18 protein-coding genes and 1 riboswitch are annotated in these 20799 nt (G+C 72.8%); of the genes, 10 read left to right on the forward strand and 8 right to left on the reverse strand.

What is annotated here, in order from left to right; translation table 11 throughout:
* The first annotated feature begins 63 nt into the window (after positions 1-63).
* From ACMCNO_RS20280 to ACMCNO_RS20310, 7 genes are all read left to right on the forward strand, one after another.
* Complete coding sequence (locus ACMCNO_RS20280; protein WP_412751027.1) at positions 64-1569, forward strand: hypothetical protein; 1506 nt, start codon at positions 64-66, stop codon at positions 1567-1569.
* Positions 1566-3680, forward strand: coding sequence for an FAD/NAD(P)-binding protein (locus tag ACMCNO_RS20285; RefSeq protein WP_412751028.1), 2115 nt, complete (start codon positions 1566-1568; stop codon positions 3678-3680). Before ACMCNO_RS20280 ends, ACMCNO_RS20285 begins: the two co-directional genes overlap by 4 nt.
* Before the next feature lie 10 nt (positions 3681-3690).
* Positions 3691-5367, forward strand: a complete 1677-nt coding sequence (locus ACMCNO_RS20290) for an AMP-binding protein (RefSeq protein WP_412751029.1) — start codon at positions 3691-3693, stop codon at positions 5365-5367.
* 88 nt (positions 5368-5455) lie between these two features.
* Positions 5456-5544: riboswitch (cobalamin riboswitch) on the forward strand.
* Positions 5545-5651: 107 nt separating this feature from the next.
* Positions 5652-6599: an ABC transporter substrate-binding protein gene (locus ACMCNO_RS20295; protein ID WP_412751030.1), complete on the forward strand. Its 948-nt coding sequence runs from the start codon at positions 5652-5654 to the stop codon at positions 6597-6599.
* A gap of 38 nt (positions 6600-6637) precedes the next feature.
* Positions 6638-7714 carry a FecCD family ABC transporter permease gene (locus ACMCNO_RS20300; protein WP_412751031.1) on the forward strand — a complete coding sequence of 359 codons (1077 nt, stop codon included), beginning with the start codon at positions 6638-6640 and terminating at the stop codon, positions 7712-7714.
* The gene (locus ACMCNO_RS20305) at positions 7711-8496 is read left to right on the forward strand and encodes an ABC transporter ATP-binding protein (RefSeq protein WP_412751032.1); all 786 of its coding nucleotides are present in this window, start codon (positions 7711-7713) and stop codon (positions 8494-8496) included. The genes ACMCNO_RS20300 and ACMCNO_RS20305 overlap by 4 nt, the downstream gene beginning before the upstream one ends.
* Before the next feature lie 322 nt (positions 8497-8818).
* Positions 8819-9409 (forward strand): hypothetical protein, encoded by a 591-nt coding sequence (locus ACMCNO_RS20310; protein WP_412751033.1) that lies wholly within the window; start codon positions 8819-8821, stop codon positions 9407-9409.
* A 36-nt stretch (positions 9410-9445) separates the two neighbouring features.
* Here ACMCNO_RS20310 and ACMCNO_RS20315 read toward each other — a convergent pair whose 3' ends face one another.
* Positions 9446-11503 carry a response regulator gene (locus ACMCNO_RS20315; RefSeq protein WP_412751034.1) on the reverse strand — a complete coding sequence of 686 codons (2058 nt, stop codon included), beginning with the start codon at positions 11501-11503 and terminating at the stop codon, positions 9446-9448.
* A gap of 105 nt (positions 11504-11608) precedes the next feature.
* Positions 11609-12544 (reverse strand): TIGR03557 family F420-dependent LLM class oxidoreductase, encoded by a 936-nt coding sequence (locus tag ACMCNO_RS20320; RefSeq protein WP_412751035.1) that lies wholly within the window; start codon positions 12542-12544, stop codon positions 11609-11611.
* A 105-nt stretch (positions 12545-12649) separates the two neighbouring features.
* Here ACMCNO_RS20320 and ACMCNO_RS20325 point away from each other — a divergent pair, with 105 nt between their 5' ends.
* Positions 12650-13087, forward strand: a complete 438-nt coding sequence (locus ACMCNO_RS20325) for a DUF6582 domain-containing protein (RefSeq protein WP_412751036.1) — start codon at positions 12650-12652, stop codon at positions 13085-13087.
* Positions 13088-13139: 52 nt separating this feature from the next.
* On the opposite strand, the gene ACMCNO_RS20330 is transcribed toward ACMCNO_RS20325, so the two are convergent.
* Positions 13140-14909 (reverse strand): thiamine pyrophosphate-dependent enzyme, encoded by a 1770-nt coding sequence (locus tag ACMCNO_RS20330; RefSeq protein WP_412751037.1) that lies wholly within the window; start codon positions 14907-14909, stop codon positions 13140-13142.
* Positions 14910-15069: 160 nt separating this feature from the next.
* On the opposite strand from ACMCNO_RS20330, the gene ACMCNO_RS20335 reads away from it, so the two are divergent.
* Complete coding sequence (locus tag ACMCNO_RS20335; RefSeq protein WP_412751038.1) at positions 15070-16083, forward strand: SDR family oxidoreductase; 1014 nt, start codon at positions 15070-15072, stop codon at positions 16081-16083.
* A gap of 162 nt (positions 16084-16245) precedes the next feature.
* Here ACMCNO_RS20335 and ACMCNO_RS20340 read toward each other — a convergent pair whose 3' ends face one another.
* Positions 16246-17094 carry a Rieske 2Fe-2S domain-containing protein gene (locus ACMCNO_RS20340; RefSeq protein ID WP_412751039.1) on the reverse strand — a complete coding sequence of 283 codons (849 nt, stop codon included), beginning with the start codon at positions 17092-17094 and terminating at the stop codon, positions 16246-16248.
* Positions 17095-17185: 91 nt separating this feature from the next.
* Between ACMCNO_RS20340 and ACMCNO_RS20345 the strand changes: the two genes are divergently transcribed.
* A complete protein-coding gene (locus ACMCNO_RS20345) occupies positions 17186-18406 on the forward strand; it encodes a PP2C family protein-serine/threonine phosphatase (protein WP_412751040.1) in 1221 nt (406 codons plus the stop codon).
* 5 nt (positions 18407-18411) lie between these two features.
* Here the strand turns inward: ACMCNO_RS20345 and ACMCNO_RS20350 are convergent, their stop codons facing one another.
* From ACMCNO_RS20350 to ACMCNO_RS20365, 4 genes are read right to left on the reverse strand one after another with little or no spacing between them, the layout of a single operon-like run.
* Positions 18412-18711 carry a hypothetical protein gene (locus ACMCNO_RS20350; RefSeq protein ID WP_412751041.1) on the reverse strand — a complete coding sequence of 100 codons (300 nt, stop codon included), beginning with the start codon at positions 18709-18711 and terminating at the stop codon, positions 18412-18414.
* A complete protein-coding gene (locus tag ACMCNO_RS20355) occupies positions 18701-19072 on the reverse strand; it encodes a hypothetical protein (protein ID WP_412751042.1) in 372 nt (123 codons plus the stop codon). Before ACMCNO_RS20355 ends, ACMCNO_RS20350 begins: the two co-directional genes overlap by 11 nt.
* A gap of 1 nt (position 19073) precedes the next feature.
* The gene (locus ACMCNO_RS20360) at positions 19074-20306 is read right to left on the reverse strand and encodes an NRAMP family divalent metal transporter (RefSeq protein ID WP_412751043.1); all 1233 of its coding nucleotides are present in this window, start codon (positions 20304-20306) and stop codon (positions 19074-19076) included.
* A 1-nt stretch (position 20307) separates the two neighbouring features.
* Positions 20308-20769, reverse strand: coding sequence for a hypothetical protein (locus ACMCNO_RS20365; RefSeq protein WP_412751044.1), 462 nt, complete (start codon positions 20767-20769; stop codon positions 20308-20310).
* Positions 20770-20799: the final 30 nt, after the last annotated feature.

Here is a 20799-nt window from a genome sequence, read left to right on the forward strand (position 1 = left end):
TCCAGTGGGGACTCCAGTGCGCAGTCCAGTACCGGGTCCAAGCGGCCGACGAACATCACATGAATGATGGCCGACCAGCAACACGTCGTCGTGAACCTCAACGACCTGACACCGGCGGGCCAGGCGAGCGCATGGCAGATTCCCGACCTCCTGGAGCGCCTGCCCGCCCGCCGCCCCGTCTACCGCGTCGACGACCTGTACGAGCGGGTCTACGTCGCCTACGGCGAGAACCGGGCCGACCCGGTCGGCCGGATCTCGGTGTACCCCCAGCGGCTGCTGCCCTACCGCGACCCCGACACCGGCGGCGCGAAACTGCTGAGCGCCGCCCTGGTCGAGTTCCCCACCACCGCCTTCATGGCCCCCGACGTGTGGGACATGCTGTTCGAGGCCGCGCTGGCACACGTGACAACCGTCGGCGTCTACCTGCCCCCGGAATGCCGCCGGCACGTGGACTACCTGCAGGGCCTCGGTTTCAAGCGGTACGCCGACGACTACGACAGCACCCGCAGCCTCTACCTGCGGCACGGCCCGACCGGGGACCGACCACCGGTCTACCCGATCCTGCCGGGCACCAACCTCATGCGTACCGCCAACGCGTCGTCCGCGCTGATGCCGGAGACCGAGGCGTGGGCGGCGGTGGAGAACTACTCCGGCTTCTCCGGGTACGCCTGGCTAACCCCGCTGCTGGACAGCCTGCTGGGCTCCCCCACCCGGCTGCTGAGCATGCCCGCCGGCACCGGCGACGTCCTGCGGCTGCTGCCCGAACGTCTCCTGCACACCGTCGAGGCGTGCGTCGGGGTCGACATCCTCGACCGCAACATCGAGTTCGCCCGCGCCCGGGCCGCGCACCCGCACGTGGACACGCTCAACATGCTGGTGAGCGCCACCTTCCTGGAAGCCGGCGTCACCGGCGACCCCGCACCGGCCCTGGCCCTGCTGCGGGAGGTGTGCGCCCGCGCGGGACGGCCGGTCGGCTACGACGCGGCCCGCGACCTGTACATCGAGCTACGTGCGGTCGCCGGCGAGGCGCTGACCTGCGGCGGGATCGCGGACTGGTTCGCGCTCACCAAGGGCATCGGCCGGTTCGTGGCCGGGCCCGACACGCTGATGCCCAGCGTGGCCCTGGCGGACGCGATCGGGCCCGACGGGGTGCGGGCGCTGGCAGCCCGCCACGGCGGCCTGCCGGACCCGGCGTCCTTCGTGGAGCTGCGCGACCGCGGCGGGGTCGCGTTCGAGACCGGCGACATGTTCGCGTACCGGTCCGCGCGGCGTTTCGACACCATCTTCGTCTGGGAGGCGATGCTGATCGTGGCGGCGGCCGGGCGGCAGCGCGAATACGTGGAGATGATCGACGCGAACCTGGCCACCGGCGGCACCGTGGTCCTGACCGGCATCCGCCGCGACGACGGTCGCCCCGGCCGCGACCTGGAGATCCTCGCCGCGGAGTTTCGCCGCACCGGGTACACGGTCGTGGTGACCGACGCGTCGCCGCCGACCAGCCGGTGGGCCCGCGGCCTGCTCCCCCAGCCCGTCTTCCCGGTCCTCATCGCGACCAGGACGTGTCCGTGACCGCACGCTCCCACCTCGACGTGGCCATCGTGGGCATGGGGCCACGCGGGTTGTCCGTGCTCGAGCGGCTGCTGGCCCGGCTGGCCGAGCAGCCGACGGGGGCACACGTACGGATCTGGGCCTTCGATCCGGCCCGGCACGGGGCGGGCCGGATCTGGCGGCCCGACCAGCCCGACTGGTATCTGATGAACACCGTCGCGGGCGAGGTCACGATGTATTCGGGCGGGCCGGATTCCGGCCCGCCCCGGGCCGGTGCGGGGCCGTCGCTGCACCAGTGGCTGGCGGCCCACCCCGACCCCCGCTGGTCGCGGCTGGGCGAGAACGACTACGCCCCCCGGTCGGTGTACGGCAGTTACCTGTGCGCGGTCTACCGCGCGGTGGTCGCCCGGCGTCCCGCCCACGTGACCGTCCACGCGGTATCCGCCCCCGTCGAGCGCGTCGCGCGCCGGGCAACCCGGGTGGTTTCCGCCGAGGTCGGTGAGCTGGCCGACCACTCCCGCCGCCATGATCGGGCCGGGCGCGGCGAACCCGGCGGATTCGTGGTCACCGCCGGGCGCGGCGAACCCGGCGGATTCCTGGTCACCGCCGGGCGCCTGCGGTTGCCCGTCGACAAGGTGGTGCTGGCCACCGGCCACGCGGTCACCACACCGGACCTCGGCGAGCGGCGCCTGATCGACCACGCGGACCGGCATCCCGGCCTGCGCTACGTCCGGGGCGACTCGGTCTGCGACCTGGACCTGTCGGGGATCGAGGCGGACGAGCCGGTCGGTGTGCTCGGGCTCGGGCTCACCTTCTTCGACGTCGTACGGGCGCTGACCACGGGCCGCGGCGGCCGGTTCGAGACCGTCGCGGGCGACGAGCTGCGCTACCTGCCGAGCGGCCGGGAGCCGCGCCTGGTCGCCGGGTCGCGGGGCGGCCTGCCGATACTCGCCCGCGGCGCCAACCAGAAGGGACCGTCCTACCGGTACCGTCCCCGGTTCCTGACCGAGTCCGCGCTGGCCGAGGCCCGGCGCCGCACCGGCCGCGACCAGCTCGACTTCCGGCGCGACGTGCTGCCGCTGGTGCGCGCCGAAGTGGACCACGTCTACTACACCGGACTGGTGCGGCAGCGCCTGGGCGAGTCGGCCGCCGCCCGCTTCGCCCGCCTGCACCTGGCGCGGCGCGGTCAGCCGGGCAGGCCGCAGGACCGCCAGGGTGAGCGCGACGGCGACACCGCGGATCTGCTCGCCGCGTTCGGACTCGCCGACGCACCCGCGCCGGATCTGCAGCGGCTCGCCCGGCCGTTCACGGGGATGCGCTTCGCGGATCCCGGCGCCTTCGGGCGGCACGCCCTCGACCTGCTCGGCGACGACGCGGCACAGGCCCGGCACGGCAACGTGTCGGGCCCGCTGAAGGCCGCGCTGGACATCCTGCGTGACCTGCGCGGCGTGCTGCGGACCGCGGTCGAGTTCGGTGGCCTGCGCGCCGAGTCCCACCGCGACGACTTCCTCGGCTGGTTCGCGCCGGTCAACGCGTTCGTGTCGACCGGGCCCGGCCGGGAGCGCACCGCCGAGCTGTGCGCCCTGATCCGCGCCGGTCTGGTCACCCTGATCGGCCCGGACGTGCGGGTGGACCCGGAACCAGCCGGTACGGGGTTCGCGCTGTCGTCGCCGCAGGTGGCCGGGTCACGCCGGGTGGTGGCCACGCTGATCGACGCCCGCATGCCCCGGCCCTCGGTGCGCGCGGACTGCTCGCCGCTGACCCGGCAGCTGCTGGCGGACGGCCTGATCACCGAGTACACCGTGCCGGGCAGCCGCTTCGCGCCCGGCGGCGCCACGGTGACCCGGGCGCCGTTCCACGCCGTGGGCGCGGACGGCGTGGCCGATCCGGACCTGTACCTGCTGGGCATCCCGACCGAGGGGCAGCGCTGGTTCACCCAGATCGGCAACGGCCGGCCCGGGCCGATGAGCGGATTCCACGCCGACGCCGACAGCATCGCCGCCGACGTGCTGGCCGGATCGGGTGACGACGGCGCAGGCCGGACCGGGGCGCCGGGGCCGGAGCTGGCCGACGACACCGCATCGCAGATGCGCCCCGGCGACCTTGTCGACGCGGGCCCGGCACGGACGTGAGGAGCCATCCATGACCGTGGACAACCACGCGAGATTCCGGGCCGCGCGCGACCTGCTACTGGCCCTGCGCGACGACTACGACGCCGCGTACGCGTCGTTCCGCTGGCCGCGGTTCGAGCAGTTCAACTGGGCACTCGACTGGTTCGATCCGATCGCCCGCGGCAACCACCGCCCGGCGCTGCGGCTGGTGTCCGGGCCGACGGTCACCACGGTCAGCTACGCGGAGCTGGCCGAACGCTCCGACCAGGTGGCCGGATGGCTGCGCGGACGCGGGGTGCGGCGCGGCGACCGGTGCCTGGTGATGCTGGACAACCAGGCCGAGGTGTGGGAGATGCTGCTGGCCGCGATGAAGCTCGGCGCGGTGGTGATCCCCACGTACACGACGGTCCCGGCGCCGGACCTCGCCGATCGGCTGCGCCGCGGCGTGGTGTCCCATCTGGTCACCACGGACCGTCTGGCCGAGCGGCTCGGCGGCATCGGCCGCGGGCTGACCCGGGTCGCGGTGGGTGAGCCGGTGCCGGGCTGGCTGCCGTACCGCGAGGCGTACGGTCAGTCCCCCGGTTTCACCCCGGACGGCCCGACCCGGGCCGACGATCCCCTGCTGCTGTACTTCACGTCGGGGACGACGTCGCGGCCCAAGCTGGCGCTGCACACCCACGTGAGCTACCCGGTCGGCCACCTGTCCGGCATGTACTTCAACGGGGTGCGCCCCGGCGACCTGCACCTGAACGTGTCCGCACCCGGGTGGGCCAAGCACGCCTGGAGCAGCTTCTTCGTCCCGTTCAACGCCGAGGCCACGCTGCTGGCGCTCGACGTGGGAGAGCAGGAACCGGCGCGGGCCGTGCTGGACGCGCTGCACGAGCACCGGCCGACGACGTTCTGCGCGCCGCCGACGGTCTGGCGGACGCTCATCCAGCAGGACCTGCGCCGGCGACCGGGTGCCCTGCGCGAGGCGGGCAGCGTCGGCGAGCCGTTGAACCCCGAGGTGATCGAACGGATCCGGCGTGCCTGGGGGGTCACGGTCCGCGACGGGTACGGCCAGACCGAGACCACGGCGCAGATCGGCACCGCGCCGGGGCTGCCGCCGCGGCCCGGGACGATGGGCAAGCCGCTGCCCGGATACCGGATCACGCTGGTCGACCCGGCGAGCGGGGAGGCGGGCGACGAGGGTGAGATCTGCGTCGAGCTGTCCGAGCGGCCGGTCGGCGTGATGACCGGGTACCTCGACGACGAGGAGAAGAACGCCCGCACGTTCGCCGGTGGCCGCTACCACACGGGCGACATCGGTCGGCGCGACAGCGAGGGCTACCTCACGTACGTGGGCCGCACCGACGACGTGTTCAAGTCGCACAACCACCGGATCTCCCCGTTCGAGCTGGAGAGCGTGCTGCTGGAGCACCCGGACGTCGCCGAGGCGGCGGTCGTGCCCGTGCCGGATCCGGTCGCCATCGCGGTGCCCAAGGCGTTCGTCACGCTCACCGGCGGCTGCCCGCCCACGGTCGAGACCGCCCGCGCGATCCTGGCGCACAGCGCCGCGCAGCTGGCCCCGCACCAGCGGATCCGGCGGATCGAGTTCCGCGCGCTGCCCAAGACCACCTCGGGCAAGATCCGGCGGGCCGAGCTGCGGGCGCTGGACCGGGCTGCCGGGCGGCCCTTCGAGTACCGCGCGGAGGACCTGCCGGCCTGAACCGGACGGTTTCTGCTGGTCGGGAGCCAGGTCGGCGAAGGGGGCCCGGGGCGGTGGGTTACCGTCTACCCGACCGCACCGCAGCGAAGCCGGTGAGATCCCGGCGCTGTCCCGCAACTGTGATGCCGCCCGCCCCCCGCCGCTTTTGCGCGGCGCGGCGGCGACGGACGAGCCAGGTCGCCTGCGGAGCCGTCGCGAATTGCGCCTTCGAGGAAGGGCGTCTCGCGGACGGGGCCTCCACCCCTGTCGGCGAAACACTCACCCCTCGGCCGACAGGAGGAGACATGTTCACACGCGCCCCTCGCGCGCTGACCGTCGCGCTGACCGCGCTGACGGCCGCCGCGCTGACGCTCACCGCCGGCTGCGCCGGCGACGGCGCGCGCACCGCCGGCCCGGGCCCCAGTGGCTCGGCGGCCGCCAGTTACCCGGTGACCGTCGGCAAGGTCACGCTGACCGCGCGGCCGGAGAAGATCGTCTCGCTGTCACCCACCGCCACGGAGATGCTGTTCGCCATCGGCGCGGGCAAGCAGGTCACCGCGGTCGACGAGAACAGCAACTACCCGCCGGAGGCGCCCAAGGGCGACCTGTCCGGTTTCCAGCCGAACGCGGAGGCCATCGCGGCCAAGGATCCCGACCTCGTGGTGATCTCGAACGACCTCAACAAGATCATGGATCAGCTGGCCCAGCTCAAGATCCCGGTGTACCTGGCTCCCGCCGCGGTGACGCTGGACGACACGTACCGGCAGACCGCCGACCTCGGCACGCTCACCGGCCACGCCACCGAGGCCCAGACCGTGGTCACCAAGATGAAGTCGGACATCGCGCAGATCGTCACCACGGTGCCGCAGCGCACGGCGAAGCCCACGTACTACTACGAGCTGGGCCCGGAGCTGTACTCCGTGACGTCCAAGACCTTCGTCGGTTCGCTGTTCGCCATGGCCGGGCTGGCCAACATCGCGGACCCGGCCGACGCCGACGGCGCCAAGGGCGGGTACCCGCAGCTGTCGGAGGAGTTCATCGTCAAGGCGAACCCCGACTTCGTCTTCCTGGCCGACACCAAGTGCTGCGGGCAGTCCGCCGCCACGGTCAAGGCGCGCAAGGGCTGGTCGAGCGTGACGGCCGTGACCAAGGACCAGATCGTCGCGCTGGACGACGACATCGCGTCCCGGTGGGGCCCGCGCGTGGTCGACCTGCTGCGCACGATCGTCGGCGCCACCGCCCAGGCGAAGTAGTGGCCCCGCGCCCCGCGCCGTCCGGCGACCGTACCGGCGTGACTCCCGCCTCCGGCGGGGCCGCGCCGGCACGGCCCGGCCGGCTGCGGGCGCGGTGGGTGCTCGTCGGCTGCGCGTCCGTGCTGGTCGCGGTCGTCACCGGGCTGTCGCTGGGGCCGGTCAGCCTCCCGCCCGGCGGGGTCGCCGCGGAACTGCTCAACCTGCTTCCGAACGTGCACATCGACAGCGGACTCAGCGCACGCGAGGCCGCGATCGTGACCGAGCTGCGGCTGCCCCGGGTGGTGCTGGGCCTGCTGGTCGGCGCGATGCTGGCCCTGGCGGGGGGCTGCTACCAGGGGGTGTTCCGCAATCCGCTGGCCGACCCGTACCTGCTCGGGGTGGCCGCCGGAGCGGGGCTCGGCGTCACCATGGTCATCACCTCGCGAGCCGGCCAGGCCGGTGGGGTGACCGGAGGGCTGCCGCTGACCGCGCCGGTCGCGGCGTTCGCCGGTGCCCTCGGCGCGGTGGTGCTGACGTACGCGCTGGGGGTGGCGGGGGGCCGCGACCGCTCACCGGCCACGCTGATCCTGGCGGGCGTGGCGGTCTCGGCGTTCCTGGCGGCCGGGCAGACCTATCTGCTGCAACGCCACGCCGACGCCATCCAGGAGGTCTACTCCTGGCTGCTCGGGCGGCTGGCCACCGGCGGCTGGCACGACGTGCTGGTGCTGCTGCCGTACGCGATCGTGACCGCCGTGGTCGTGCTGGCGCACCGCCGCGAGCTCGACGTGCTCTCCGTCGGCGACGCCGAGGCCGCCAGCCTGGGCCTGCACCCGCAGCGTTCCCGGTACGTCCTGATCGCGGCCGCGTCGCTCGGCACCGCCGCGGCGGTGTCCGTGTCGGGGCTGATCGGCTTCGTCGGCGTCATCGTGCCGCACACGGTGCGCCTGCTGGCCGGGTCGAGCTACCGCGTGATCCTGCCGCTGTCGATGCTGTTCGGCGCGGCGTTCCTCACCCTCACCGACCTGGTCGCGCGGACGGTCGCGGCGCCCGCCGAGATACCCATCGGCGTGGTGACCGCGTTCATCGGGGCGCCGTTCTTCGTGCTGGTGCTGCGCACCTCGGAGCGGACCGGATGACCGCCGCCCCGGCCCCGGCCGTCGAGGTCACCGGCCTGCATGTCCGGCTGGGTGGCGCGGCGATCCTGCACGGCGTCGACCTGAGCGTCCACACCGGTGAGTGGGTCGCCGTCATCGGGCCCAACGGGGCCGGCAAGTCGACGCTGTTGCGGGCGGTCGGCGGCCTGCTGCCGTACACCGGATCGGTGCGCCTGCTCGGTACGCCCAGCGACCGGCTGCGCCGCCGGGACCGCGCGCGGGTGGTGGCCACCGTCATGCAGTCACCCGTCGTGCCCGCCGGGATGGCGGTGCTGGACTACGTCCTGCTCGGACGCACGCCGTACATCTCCCCGCTGGGCCGCGAGTCCGGCGCCGACCTGGGCGCCGCGCACGCCGTACTCGATCAGCTCGATCTGGCCGGTTTCGCCGGGCGCCCACTGGCCACGCTGTCCGGCGGTGAACGGCAGCGGGTATTCCTGGCCCGGGCGCTGGCCCAGGGCGCGACCCTGCTGCTGCTGGACGAGCCGACCAGCGCGCTGGACATCGGGCATCAGCAGGAAGTGCTGGAGCTGGTCGACCAGTTGCGCCGGGAACGGCAGCTCACGGTCATCGCCACCATGCACGACCTGTCGATCGCCGGGGAGTACGCCGACCGTCTCGTCCTGCTGACCGACGGGCGGGTCGTGGCCAGCGGTGCGCCGCGCGAGGTGCTGACCGAGGAACTGCTGGCCCGCCATTACCGCGCCCGCGTGCGGGTGATCGATGGCGAGAACGGCCCGCTGGTCGTCCCGGTGCGCCGCTGAGCGTTGCGCGCCGTTTTCGCCTCCGGCGGCGGGGCTGCGCCGCGGACCCGGTGCGCGCTGTTCGGGGCGTTTCGGCGCCGACGGCCCGGGTGACCGCGGGTGTGTGGCCCACATCCCGGGACTTCGGCGCGCGAACCGATCGGAAATCGGGCGTTCTACGGGCGCCGGAATCGGGCTTTTCGGGTACGTGCGGTGCGCCGTCCGGACAGCGTGCGAGACCCGGGTGAGGTTCCTCATCTCCGGTGCCCGGCGGCCCGGCCGATGGGTCTGGCCAGATGCCCAAGGCCTGTCCGGAGGGCGGGCCCGACGTGAGGAGACCCTCATGGCCGTTGACCGACATACTCGCCGCCGCACCGGACAGCACCACCCGGACCGCGGCAGGCACCCCCGCCCCACCAGCGTCACGCACCTCCTGCGGCACGGCGCCGCCGTCGCTCTCCTCGGCGCCTGCGCGGCCCTGATCCCCCAGACCGCCGCGACCGCCCATCAGGTCACCACTCCCGCCACCGCCGGTTCACGGGCCGTGGCCGCGGTGGCCGCCCAGAAGGCACCGGCGCGCGCCACCTCCGCCGCCCGTACGAAGAAGCTCACGGCGCGCGCCGCCAACACTCCCAGGAAGGCCCGCGCGGTGGCCCGCGTGCTCGTCGCCGAGCACGGCTGGAGCACCAGGCAGTACACGTGCCTCGTCAAGCTGTGGAACAAGGAGAGCCGCTGGCGGGTCACCGCCAAGAACTCCTCCTCGAGCGCCTACGGCATCCCGCAGGCGCTGCCCGGCCGGAAGATGCGCTCCGCGGGACACGCCTGGCGCACCGACGCCGCCACCCAGATCACGTGGGGCCTGAGCTACATCGAGGGCCGGTACGCCTCGCCGTGCCGGGCCTGGCAGCACAGCAGGACCAGGGGCTGGTACTGACCCCGGGCCCGGCACCGACCACGGTGGACGCTGCGGTCAGGAGCGGGGCGGCAGCGTACCGGTGAGGCGCTGGATGGCGTCGAGCAACCCCGAGCGGGTGAACGGCTTCTCCAGCAGCACACTGTTCGCGTCCACCTGGATCTGCGGACCCAGGGCGGCGGCCGTGTAGCCGGACATGTACACCACGGGCAGGCCGGGGCGGTGCGCACGCACCGCCTCGGCCAGTTCCGGGCCGGTCATGTTGGGCATCACCACGTCCGTGATGAGCAGGTCGGGCTTGGCGCCGGTGCGCACCGCCTCGACCGCCTCGCGGGTGTCGGTCAACACGGTGATCGTGTAACCGGCGGGCTGCAGCAGCCGCTCGACCAGCCGTGCCACGTCGGGCTGATCCTCCACGACGAGCACCTCCTGCACGGCGGTGGTGGTGGCCTCCGGCCGCGCGCCCATCTCCGCGCCCACGGCGTCGTCCGCCGCGGGCAGATACAGGTGGACGGTCGTGCCCATCCGCGGCTGGGACTCCAGAGTGATCGCTCCGCCCATGCTCCGCATGATGCCCGCCGTGGTGGCCAGCCCCAGCCCGGCCGAGGTGGGCCGGGTGGTGAAGAACGGCTTGAACGCGCGCCGCCGCGTCTCGTCGCTCATCCCCACGCCCGTGTCGGACAGCGTCAGGTGCACCACCGGGCCGGTCAGCGGAATCCCGGCGAGCTCTCCCGCACCGAGCTCCAGATTGCTGGCGGTCACCCGCAGCACCCCGCCGTGTGGCATCGCGTCGCGCGCGTTGGCGGCGAGATTGACCAGCGCCTGCTCCAGGGGCCCGCGTTCGGCCCGCACCGGCCGGGTGTCCGGGCCGAACGAGATCTCCAGCGTGATGTGCTCCCCCAGGGTCCGGCTGAGCAGCGCCTGCATCTCGTTGAGCAGATCCGGGACGGGCACCACCTCGGGGCGGTGCCCGGCGCTGCGACCGAACGCCAGCAGCTGGTGCGTCAGCGTCCGGCCGGTCGCCGCGGCGCGCACGATGTCCGAGGCCAGCTGATGCTCGGACGAGCCGGGTTCGGCACTGGACGCGATCATCTCGGCGGAGCCCGCGACCACGGTCAGCAGGTTGTTGAAGTCGTGCGAGATGCCGCCGATGAGCTGGCCCAGGCTGTCCAGCCGCCGCAGATGGTCCAGCTGTCGCTTGAGGATGCGGGCGTCGACCTGGTCGGTGGTGTCCGTGATGATGCACAACGACCCGCCGTCCTGGTCCGGCTCCTCCGGCTGCGGCATCATGCTGATCCGCACCCGGCGGCGTGAGCCGTCCGCGCGGATCAGCTGCGCCGCGCCGACGGTGGCCCGCCCGGCACGGCTCTCGGCCAGGCGCTTGGACAGCTCGGCCTGCCCGCGGTCGTCCAGGAAGCCGCGCATCGGCAGCCCGGTAAGCTGCGGGCTCGGCAGGCCCAGCATGACGCCGACCGGCTCGTTCGCGTACGTCACCAGCCCTTCCGGGTCGAGTTGCAACACTCCCTCGGGGATGGTCTCCAGCACCCGGCGGTACTTCTGTTCGCTGGCCCGCAGCCGCTCGTGCCACTGGGCCGAGGACAGCGCCAGGGACAGTTCCCCGGCGATGTCGCGGGCCAGCTCGACGTCGCCGGCGGAGTAGCGGCCCTCCGGCTCGGTCCGGACCAGGATCAGATAGCCGGCGTACGCGTCGTCGACGACGACCGGGCACAGCACGGCGGCGTGGACGCCGAGCCCCTCGGGGTGTACGGATCGTGTTCCGGCCAGCTCGGTCGCCTGCTCCGGTGTCACCGGCGACAGCACGATGGGCTGCCGGGTCGAGATCATGGTGGTGGAGTGGCCGTCCCTCGGCGGCATGCCGCGCCGGTCCAACGCGTCGGCCAGCAACCGGCGGCGGGCCGGATCCAGGTGATGGACGGTGATCGCGTCATAGCAGGCGTCGCTGTCCAGCAGCGCCACCCCGGCGCCGTCGCCGACCATGTCCACCGCCGCCCGGACCACCGTCTCCCGCACGGTCCGGACGTCGGTGCTGGCCTGGCCCAGCCTGAGCGCCAGGTCGGCCAGCGCGTACCGGCGGGGGTGTGCCATCGCCGTCATGTCCGTACTATCCAGCGTCCGCGGGCACGGGGGCCTCGGTTCGCCGAAACTGCAACCGCGGGCCGCCGTTCTGTGCCCGGGCCGCGCGCGCTCGAGCCGCTCTGATCACAGGAACTCGCGGCGGTACAGGTCGATCAGCTCCGCGTAGTGCGGCCCGATGTTGGCCACGTACACCTCGTCGAAGCCCGCGTCGGCGTACGTCTTGAGCTGTGCGGCGTGCTTGCCGGGGTCGGGTCCGCAGGGCAGCGCCGAGCGGGTCATCTCCGGCGTGACCAGCGTCGCGGCCTGCTCGAAGTGGCGCGGCGACGGCAGCACCTGGGCCAGCTCGCCGGGCAACCCGGAGGTACCCCACAGGCGGTGGGCCATCTGGACGCCCTCGTCCTCGGACTCGGCATAGCAGCCCTTGAAGGCGCCCTGCGCGGGCTTGTCGCCGCTGAGCTGCTTGAACCGCTTGAGCAGCTCGGCGTCGGGGCTGGTGGAGATGTAGCCGTCGCCGATGCGGGCCGCCACCTCGACCGCCTTGGGCCCGAACGCCGAGACGTACACCTTCGGCGGTGCGGACGGCAGCGTGTAGATCCGGGCCTGCTCTGCGGTGTAGTGCCGGCCGTGGTGGGTGACGAAGTCGCCCCGCCACAGCTGCCGCATCACGTCGACGGCCTCCTCCAGCATCTCCAGGCGCTCGTCGGCGAACGGCCAGCGCTCGCCGGTGACGTGCTCGTTGAGCGCTTCGCCGGTGCCGACGCCGAGGACGAACCGGCCGTCGTGCAGCACCGCGCTGGTCGCCGCGGCCTGCGCGGTCACGACCGGGTGGATGCGCATGATCGGGCAGGTCACGGCCGTGGTGACCGGGATCGTGACGACCTGGCTGAGCGCCCCGATGATCGACCAGACGAACGGGCTCTGCCCCTGGGCGTCGTTCCACGGGTGGTAGTGGTCGGAGATCCACAGCCCGTGGAAGCCCGCGTCCTGCGCCAGGCGGGCCTGCTCGATCAGCTGGGCGGGCGTGTACTCCTCGCAGGAGAGGAAATATCCGATACGCATACCCCTGCGGTACCCGGCTCCCGGCCGTCGAAGCGTCAGCGGACCGCGTGATTGCGCCCGTCCGGACGCGCATGAGCGGCCGCCGGGCGGGGTAGGCAGAGGTTCATGGCTACCAGGAGAACGCGTCCCCAGGAGCTGGACGCCGAGCACCGCAACGCGTTGCCGGACGCCACATTCGCCTTTCCCAGGGTCCGCAAGGAACCGTTGACCGACGCCGCGCACGTGCGCAACGCCATCGCCCGTTTCGATCAGGTCCGCGATGTCACCGACCGCGAACGCGACGAGGCGTTCCGGCGCATCGAGCGGGCCGCGCACAAGTTCGGCGTGCAGATGACCGAGAGCCGGTGGCAGGAGCTGGGCAAGCCGTCCGCGACGAAGAAGTCGTCCGACAAACCGCGGACACCCACCAAGGCCGAACTGGCCGCCTCGCCGCGGGCCCAGCGCTCGAAGGCCGAGTTGTACGCCGAGGCCCGCCGCCGTCACGTGAAGGGCCGCTCCACGATGACCAAGGACGCGCTGCTGCGCGTCCTGCAGCGCGGCTGACCGCCCGCCCCGGCTGGGGACGATCAAAAAGGTAACGGGCGCAGCGCGGCCGTTACCGGGCCTTCAGCTGCTGGATGCGGTCCTTGAACAGGGTGGTGGCGATGGCCGCCCGGTGCGGCTGTCCCTTCAGGAACGCGCCCGCGAACTTCGTGGCCTGCTCGTAGGTGACCGCGCCGGGCAGGGGCGGCTCGTTGGGGTCGACCGCCACGTCGACCAGCGCGGGGCCGTCCACCGCGAGCGCGGCGGCGATGGCGTCGGGCAGCTCGGCGGCCATGTCGACGTGCGCGCCGTGACCACCGGCGGCGCGTGCCCAGGCGGCGAAGTCGGGTGCGGGCTCACCGAAACGCACCCCGTGTTCCGGGTAGCCGAGCACCATCTGCTCCCACAGGATCTGCCCGAGGGAGTTGTTGTTGTTGATCACGACTTTGACCGGGAGGCCGTACCGGCAGGCGGTGTTGAACTCGGCCATGAGCATGGCGAAGCCGCCGTCCCCGACGTACGCGATCACCTGGCGGCCGGGCTGGGCGTGCGCGATCGCGATCGCGTACGGCAGGCCGGGCGCCATGGAGGCGAGGTTGCCCGACAGGTAGAACTCACGGCTGCCGCGGATGTGCCAGTGCCGCGCGGCCCAGGTCGCGATCGTGCCCGAGTCGCAGGTGAGTACCGCGTCGTCGCTGGCCCGCTGGTCGAGCAGCTGCACGAGGTACTGCGGGGCGATGGGGTCGCGGTCGGGGGATTCCAGCGCGGTCATCCGGCGCCGCCAGTCCAGCATCTGCTCCTGGTACTTCTCCAGGTGCTTGCGGTCGTCCTGCCGCTGCAGCTTGGGCAGCAGCGCCTCCAGCGTCGTGGTGACGTCGCCGATCAGCGGCACATCGGTGGGCAGCCGGTTGCCCGCCCGGGTCGGGTCCAGCTCCACCTGCACGACCCTGGCCTTGCCCGGCTCGGGCAGATGCTTGGTGTACGGGAAGTTGGTGCCCAGCATCAGCAGCGTGTCGATGTCGTCGACGAGTGCGGCGCTGGGTGCCGTGCCGAGCAGCCCGATCCCGCCGGTCGTGTACGGCGAGTCGTCGGGGATCACCATCTTGCCGGACAGCGTCTTGATGATGGGCGCGCCGAGCCGCTCGGCCGTCTCCTCGATGAGCCGGCCCGCGCCCCGGGCCCCGACGCCGGCGAGGATGGCCACCCTCCGGCCGGTGTTGAGGACGTCGGCGGCGGCGTCGAGGTCGCGCTCGGCCGGGCGGACGGGCGGGCACAGGTAGATGGGGGAGGTGGCCGGGGCGTGCGCGGGCGCCACGCTGGGCCACGGGTTGTCGCCCGCGTCCGCGACCTGGATGTCGTTGGGCAGGGTCAGGTGGGCCACCCCCCGCCGCGCGTAGGCGGTGCGGATCGCGAGGTCGACCAGCGCGGGCAGTTGCGCCGGGTTGGTGACCACCTCGTTGTACTCGGCGACATCGGAGAACAGCCGGTCCAGGTGGACCTCCTGCTGGTAGCCGGTGCCGAGCACGGAGGTCTCCTGCATTCCCGTGATGGCCAGCACCGGGGCGTGGTCGAGTTTGGCGTCGTACAGGCCGTTGAGCAGGTGGATCCCGCCCGGCCCGGAGGTGGCCAGGCAGACCCCGATGCGGCCGGTGGATTTCGCGTGGGCCGTGGCCATGAAGGCGGCGGCCTCCTCATGGTGCACGAGCACGAATTTGATCTTGTCGGCCTGCCGGCGCAGGCCCTCCATGATCCCGTTGATCCCGTCGCCGGGCATGCCGAACACGGTGTCCACACCCCATTCGGCCAGCCTGGCGATCATGGCTTCGGCAGCGATTTGACCCATGCCAGCGCTGTACCCGCGCAGGTGGCGCCGATACCTGCCGACGGGGAGAACTTTGCCCCCGCCCGCGCGGTATCCGCCCGCGGAGGCGATCCCCAGGTGTCACGGGCGTGCCGCGGGGGTATGCCCAGGCGCAGCCCGTTCCGTCGCCGAGGAGACCATCATGCCAGGGCGCACTCCCCGTACCGTCGTGATCACCGGGGCCAGTGGCGGCATCGGCCGCGCCACCGCGCGGCGGCTGGCCGACCGCGGCGACCGGCTGGTCCTGCTGGCCCGCGGCGCGGCCGGACTGGCCGCCGTGGCGGACGAGGTCACCCGGGCCGGAGGCACCGCCCTGCCGATCCAGGTCGACGTCGCCGACCGCGACGAACTCGAGGCGGCGGCCGCCCGGGCCGAGGATGAACTCGGGCCGATCGACGTGTGGATCAACAACGCGTTCACCTCCGTGTTCGCGCCGTTCACCCGGGTCGACCCCGCGGAGTTCCGCCGGGTCACCGAGGTCAGCTACCTCGGGTACGCGTACGGCACCCGGGCCGCGCTGGACCGGATGCTGCCCCGCGACCGGGGCACGATCGTCCAGGTGGGCTCGGCTCTGGCATACCGGGGCATTCCGCTGCAGAGCGCCTACTGCGGTGCCAAGCACGCCATCCAGGGCTTCACCGAGGCACTGCGCTGCGAACTGCTGCACGAGCACAGCCGGGTCCGGGTGACCATGGTGCAGTTGCCCGCGGTGAACACCCCGCAGTTCGGCTGGGTCCGTTCCCGGCTGCCCCGCCACGCCCAGCCGGTGCCGCCCATCTTCCAGCCCGAGGTGGCCGCCCGCGCGATCGAGTACGCCGCGGACCACCCCCGCCGCCGGGAGTACTGGGCGGGCGGCTCGACCGTCGCCACCCTGCTGGCCAACGCCGTGGTCCCCGGGCTGCTGGACCGCTACCTCGCCCACACCGGGTACGACTCCCAGCAGACCGATCAGCCGCGCGACCCGCGCGACCCGGGCAACCTGTGGAAGCCCCTCGACGCCGAGGTCGATCACGGGGCGCACGGGGGCTTCGACGAACGGGCCCACCGGCGCACCCCCCAGCTGTGGGCATCGCAGCACCACGGCCTGCTGGCGCTCGGGGCGCTCGCCCTGGCCGGGGCCGCCGCCGCAGCCGGTCACACGCTGCGCCGCGGCTGACGGCACGCTCCCGCACGCGACGGGCCGCCCTGGTGACGGCACGATTGCCCGCATGCGGGACGGTCCCCCGCACGGCGGGCCGCGCAGAGGACCGGTGATCAGGGGCGGCGCGGATCAGGGCTGGCGCGGATCGGGGCTGGCGCGGATCAGGGCTGGCGCGGATCAGGGCTGGCGCAGCTCCACCATGCCGTCGCGGACCCGGGTGGGCACGGTGGGCTGATCGCTGGCGGCCGGGCCGTGCACCACCGCGCCGTCCGCCAGCCGGAACGTGCTGCCGTGCCAGGGGCACACCACGCAGGCGTCGCGCCCCTCGCCGACGATGTCGCCCTCGCCGAGCGGGCCGGTCTCGTGCCCGCACCGTTCGATCAGGGCGCAGACCTGGTCATCGGTCCGGTAGAGCAGGACCGGCACGTTTCCGACGGTCCGCACGGTCGGCTTGCGGTCGGGCAGCGAGGCCAGGGAGCCCACCGCCGTCCAGTCCGCGGGGATCCGGGCGATCTCGGGGACGGCCTGATTGGTGCCGGCACCCTGCGCGAACGAGAGATGACCCCCGAGGTACGCACCGAGCCCGGCCGCGGACAGCCCGGCGTAGCTCAGCACCCTGCCGCGGGCGTCCCGGCCGTTCAGGCGGGCGGCCAGCGACGCGGCGTACAGGCCCACCGCGACCGCGTTGGCGGCGGCGTGCACGAGCCCGACCCGGCGCCGGTCCCGGGTCATCTGCGACCAGTCGAGCCATCCGGCGACGATCGCGGGCGCCGCCGCGCCCGTGCCGAGCGCGATCAGGGTCGTCGCCGCGCGGCGACGGCCGGGTATCAGGTCGAGGACGGCGGCCGACAGGAACGCGCTGACCGGCACCTGCACCAGCACCGGGTGCAGCGGGTGGCCGAGCCAGATGCCCTGCAGCAGGTCGCGCAGCCGCTGCGGCCGGATCGCCTTGGTGACGGCCGCCTGCAGCCGGTCGCTGACCGGGTCGAGCGAGCGGGCTTCCTGGAGCCTGGTGAGCGTCTGCATGACATGCCGGATTCCCCCGCCTGCGGGACGGAAAACACCCGTCGCGGTGCCTGGATCCACCCGGCATGACCATGGCACTACGCTGACGCCCGTGGGGCAGGGACTGCGTGATGACGAGCGGCTACGTCGCCTTGAGTCGGTGACGGACGCCACTCTGTCCCGGCTCGAGGTCGCCGACATGCTCGATGAGCTGCTGGACCGCGTCCGTGACCTGCTCAACGCCGACACCGCAGCGATCCTGCTGGTCGATCCCCACTCCCAGCACCTGGTCGCCACCGCCGCCAAGGGCCTGGAGGAGGAGGTACGCCAGGGCGTACGGATTCCGATCGGGCGGGGCTTCGCGGGCCGGATCGCCCGCACCCGCCAGCCCGTTCTGCTGTCCGACGTGACCCCGGCCGACGTCGTCAACCCGATCCTGATCGACAAGGGCCTGCGGTCGTTGCTCGGCGTGCCCATGTTCCTCGGCGGCGAGGTCATCGGCGTGTTGCACGTCGGATCCATGAGTCGCCGGGAATTCACCGGCGAGGATCTCGGCCTGTTGCAGCTGGCCGCCGACCGCGCCGCCGTGGCGGGCCAGATCCGCAGTCGCAAGGTCGAGCAGGCGGCCGCGCTGGCGTTGCAGCGCAGCCTGCTGCCCCCGACGCTGCCCCGGATCGATGGACTGTCGCTGGCCGCCCGGTATGTCCCTGGTCACGAGTTCGGCATCGGCGGCGACTGGTACGACATCTTCACGCTCCCGTCCGGCTGGATCGGCGTGGTCATCGGCGACGTCGCCGGGCACGGCCTCGCCTCGGCGGTGGTGATGGGCCGCATCCGCAGCGCGCTGCGCGCGTACAGCCTCATCACCGACGACCCGGGCGAGGTGCTGACCATGCTGGACCGCAAGGTCCGGCACTTCGAGGCGGGCAGCCTCACCACCGCCTGCTACGCGGTGATCTCGCCGGACCGGGGGACGCTGCTGCTCTCCACCGCCGGGCACCTGCTGCCGGTGCTCGCGGCACCGGGCCGGGCCGCGTCGCTGATCGACGCGCCGGTCGACCCGCCGCTCGGGGTGGGCCGGACCACCGGCGTGCGGCACACCACCACCCTGGACCTGCCCCCCGGCGCGCTGCTGATGTGCTACACCGACGGTCTCGTGGAACGCCGCGGCGAAGTCATCGACGTCGGCCTGAACGCGCTGGTCGAGGCGGTCGAGCCGGACGACCCGGAGTCCGCCTGCCGCACCGTGATGAACACGGTCGGCTCGGCGAAGCCGACCGACGACATCGCCATCCTGGCCATCCGGCGAGATCCCGGCCCGGGCCGGCCGTAGGCCCGCTACCCGGCTTCCGGACGGCCGAGACCGGACGCTGCGAAGGGGACCTCGGTCTGGTTGCGGCGCAGGATGAACCGGGCCAGGCTCTGCACGATCGGTGGTCCGGTGACCTCGTCGCGTTCATAGCCGAGCAGACGGCCCCACGGGCGCTGGACGACGAGGACGGCGGTGACGCGCTCGGCGCCGTCGGGACCGGTCTCGGTGATCAGGTCGGCGACCGCGCCCAGCGGCCGTCCCTGGGCGTCGTGGACGCGACGGCCGAGGTACCGGCTGGCGCGGACCGTGCGCGGTTCAGGACTCATGACCGGCTCCAGGTATGCGCCCGATGACGTGGTCGCGCAGCCATGTCTCCAGGGGCGGGTCGGGCAGCAGGTCACGGCGTACCTTCAGGGTGATGGCGCTGCCGAACTCGGCGACCAGGTCGATGCTGATGCGCGGCGGTGGCCGGTCCGGGCTGTCGGACAACCGGCGGGCCATCCCGGCGATCCAGCGCCCGAGGACCCCGCCGATGCGCTCGCCGAGGGCCTGCTGGCCGAGCAGCAGCGCGCTGACGCGTACGGTGCCGTCGGCGTCGCAGGTCAGCTCGACGTCGTCGACCTTCCCCACGGGGTCGCCGTCGCGGTCCACGATCTGCCGGTCGAGCAGGTCGAAGCCGATGAGCATGTCATCCCCCTCCCATCCGGGTGATGATCATCAACGGGATGGCGGCGATCGCCGCGGCCAGCACGATGAACAGGTAGAGCACCCCGATGGTGTTGGCCAGGCGGCCGTTGGCGCGGTCGCCGAGATACTCGCGGTCGTTGGCGACCACGAAGATCGGCAGGTAGGTCAGCGGCAGCGCCACGGCGCTGAACACCAGTGTGTACTCCGTGAGCTGGATCGGGTCGATGGAGGTCAGCAGCACGGCCGCGCCGGTGAGGATCGAGACGATCACGACGGTGTGGAAGCGGGCGGCCTCGCGGGGCCGGTGGAACTTGCCCCAGCTCCAGCCGAAGTACTGGGCGACGGTGTAGCCCGCCGACAGCGAGGTCTCCATGGCGGCGCCGAACGTGGCGCCGAAGAAGCCGAGGATCGCGGCGGCGAGCCCCAGCTTGCCGAGCGCCATCGCGGTCGGCAGGGCCACCTGCGACAGGTTGTCCACCGAGGCGGACAACGGGTGGAACACCACGGCGGAGGTCAGCATCAACGCGAAGGCCAGCAGCCCGCCCAGGGGGAAGCCGAGGAACACGTTGACCCGCGAGGTGAGCAGGTCCTTGGAGGTCCAGCGTTCCTCCACCGCCCCGGAGGAGAAGAAGAAGACCTCGTACGGGGTGAGCGCGGAGGCGAACAGCGCGACCGCGAAGAACCAGTAGGTGCCCCAGTCCTCCCCCTGCGGCGGCCCGGGACGGGTGGCCTGGCTCCACAGCTCGGCGGTGTCGGCGGGCAGCCGGAAGAACGCGATCACGAACACGATCAGGAACAGCCCGAGCAGCCCGAACACGTTCTCCAGCACGCTGAACTTGACTCGCCACAGCGCCACCCACAGGACGAACGCGACGACCGGCACCCACAGCAGATAGTGCACGCTGGTGGCCAGTTGCAGGGCGAGACCGACGCCGCCGATCTCGGCGCCGAGGGTGAGCACGGTGACCAGCAGCGAGCCGGTGAGGTTGGCCAGCGCGACCCGGGGGCCGAGGCGCTCGCGGACCAGGTCGAACACGGGACGGGCGCTGACCGTGCTGACCCGGCCGCTCATCTCCGCGTACGCGCAGATGCCGATCACGCCGACCAGCAGCACCCAGGCGTGGGAGATGCCGAAGCGGGCCCCGGCCTCCCCGTTGGCCACGATGTCGCCGATGTCGACGAATCCCCCGATGGCGGTCAGCACGCCCAGTGCGATGGCGAAGATCTTCTTCATGTCACTGATGCGCCGTGATGAAGTCGTCGAGCTTCCCCGCCAGCTGGGTCAGGCGCGCCACCCCGGCGCGCAGTTCGCGGTCGTCGGCGGCCTCGGCGGTGTCGCCGAGGGCGATGACGGAGCGGGCCAGCAGCGGGCTGAGCTGGTCGCGCAGGTCAGCCGAGGCGCTGTCGGGCGGGCCCTGCGAGGCGAACTTCTTCTGCGCGCCGGCCAGCGCGCCGGCGGCCTCGTCGAAGGCCGTCGTGGCGAACGGAACGGTCACGTTGCCGGCGAGTTCCTGTTGGCCGACCAGCTGGCCGGTCCGGGTGGCGTCGTGCGCCGACTCGGCGACCTGCAGCACCGTACGCAGGTACGCGCTCGGTTGGGTGGGGCGGGCCAGCTGGTAGGCGAGGCCGAGCCACAGCACGGCCACCGCCACCGCCGCGATCACCACGCTGAGTGTGCGGTCACGCTCCGACCGCACGGAACGTCTCCAGACAGGGGTCCTGATCCA

Origin of the sequence: Krasilnikovia sp. M28-CT-15 (assembly GCF_047159595.1) — a bacterium.
In the GTDB taxonomy this organism is placed as follows: Bacteria; Actinomycetota; Actinomycetes; order Mycobacteriales; family Micromonosporaceae; genus Actinoplanes.

Excerpts from the sequence above, each read along its gene's own strand:
- ACMCNO_RS20320 (WP_412751035.1), bottom strand. The coding sequence starts at position 12,544 with ATGCGTATCGGATATTTCCTCTCCTGCGAGGAGTACACGCCCGCCCAG.
- ACMCNO_RS20280 (WP_412751027.1), top strand. The coding sequence starts at position 64 with ATGATGGCCGACCAGCAACACGTCGTCGTGAACCTCAACGACCTGACA.
- ACMCNO_RS20315 (WP_412751034.1), bottom strand. The coding sequence starts at position 11,503 with ATGACGGCGATGGCACACCCCCGCCGGTACGCGCTGGCCGACCTGGCG.
- ACMCNO_RS20340 (WP_412751039.1), bottom strand. The coding sequence starts at position 17,094 with ATGCAGACGCTCACCAGGCTCCAGGAAGCCCGCTCGCTCGACCCGGTC.
- ACMCNO_RS20335 (WP_412751038.1), top strand. The coding sequence starts at position 15,070 with ATGCCAGGGCGCACTCCCCGTACCGTCGTGATCACCGGGGCCAGTGGC.
- ACMCNO_RS20330 (WP_412751037.1), bottom strand. The coding sequence starts at position 14,909 with ATGGGTCAAATCGCTGCCGAAGCCATGATCGCCAGGCTGGCCGAATGG.
- ACMCNO_RS20360 (WP_412751043.1), bottom strand. The coding sequence starts at position 20,306 with ATGAAGAAGATCTTCGCCATCGCACTGGGCGTGCTGACCGCCATCGGG.
- ACMCNO_RS20305 (WP_412751032.1), top strand. The coding sequence starts at position 7,711 with ATGACCGCCGCCCCGGCCCCGGCCGTCGAGGTCACCGGCCTGCATGTC.
- ACMCNO_RS20350 (WP_412751041.1), bottom strand. The coding sequence starts at position 18,711 with ATGAGTCCTGAACCGCGCACGGTCCGCGCCAGCCGGTACCTCGGCCGT.
- ACMCNO_RS20325 (WP_412751036.1), top strand. The coding sequence starts at position 12,650 with ATGGCTACCAGGAGAACGCGTCCCCAGGAGCTGGACGCCGAGCACCGC.
- ACMCNO_RS20355 (WP_412751042.1), bottom strand. The coding sequence starts at position 19,072 with ATGCTCATCGGCTTCGACCTGCTCGACCGGCAGATCGTGGACCGCGAC.
- ACMCNO_RS20295 (WP_412751030.1), top strand. The coding sequence starts at position 5,652 with ATGTTCACACGCGCCCCTCGCGCGCTGACCGTCGCGCTGACCGCGCTG.
- ACMCNO_RS20290 (WP_412751029.1), top strand. The coding sequence starts at position 3,691 with ATGACCGTGGACAACCACGCGAGATTCCGGGCCGCGCGCGACCTGCTA.
- ACMCNO_RS20310 (WP_412751033.1), top strand. The coding sequence starts at position 8,819 with ATGGCCGTTGACCGACATACTCGCCGCCGCACCGGACAGCACCACCCG.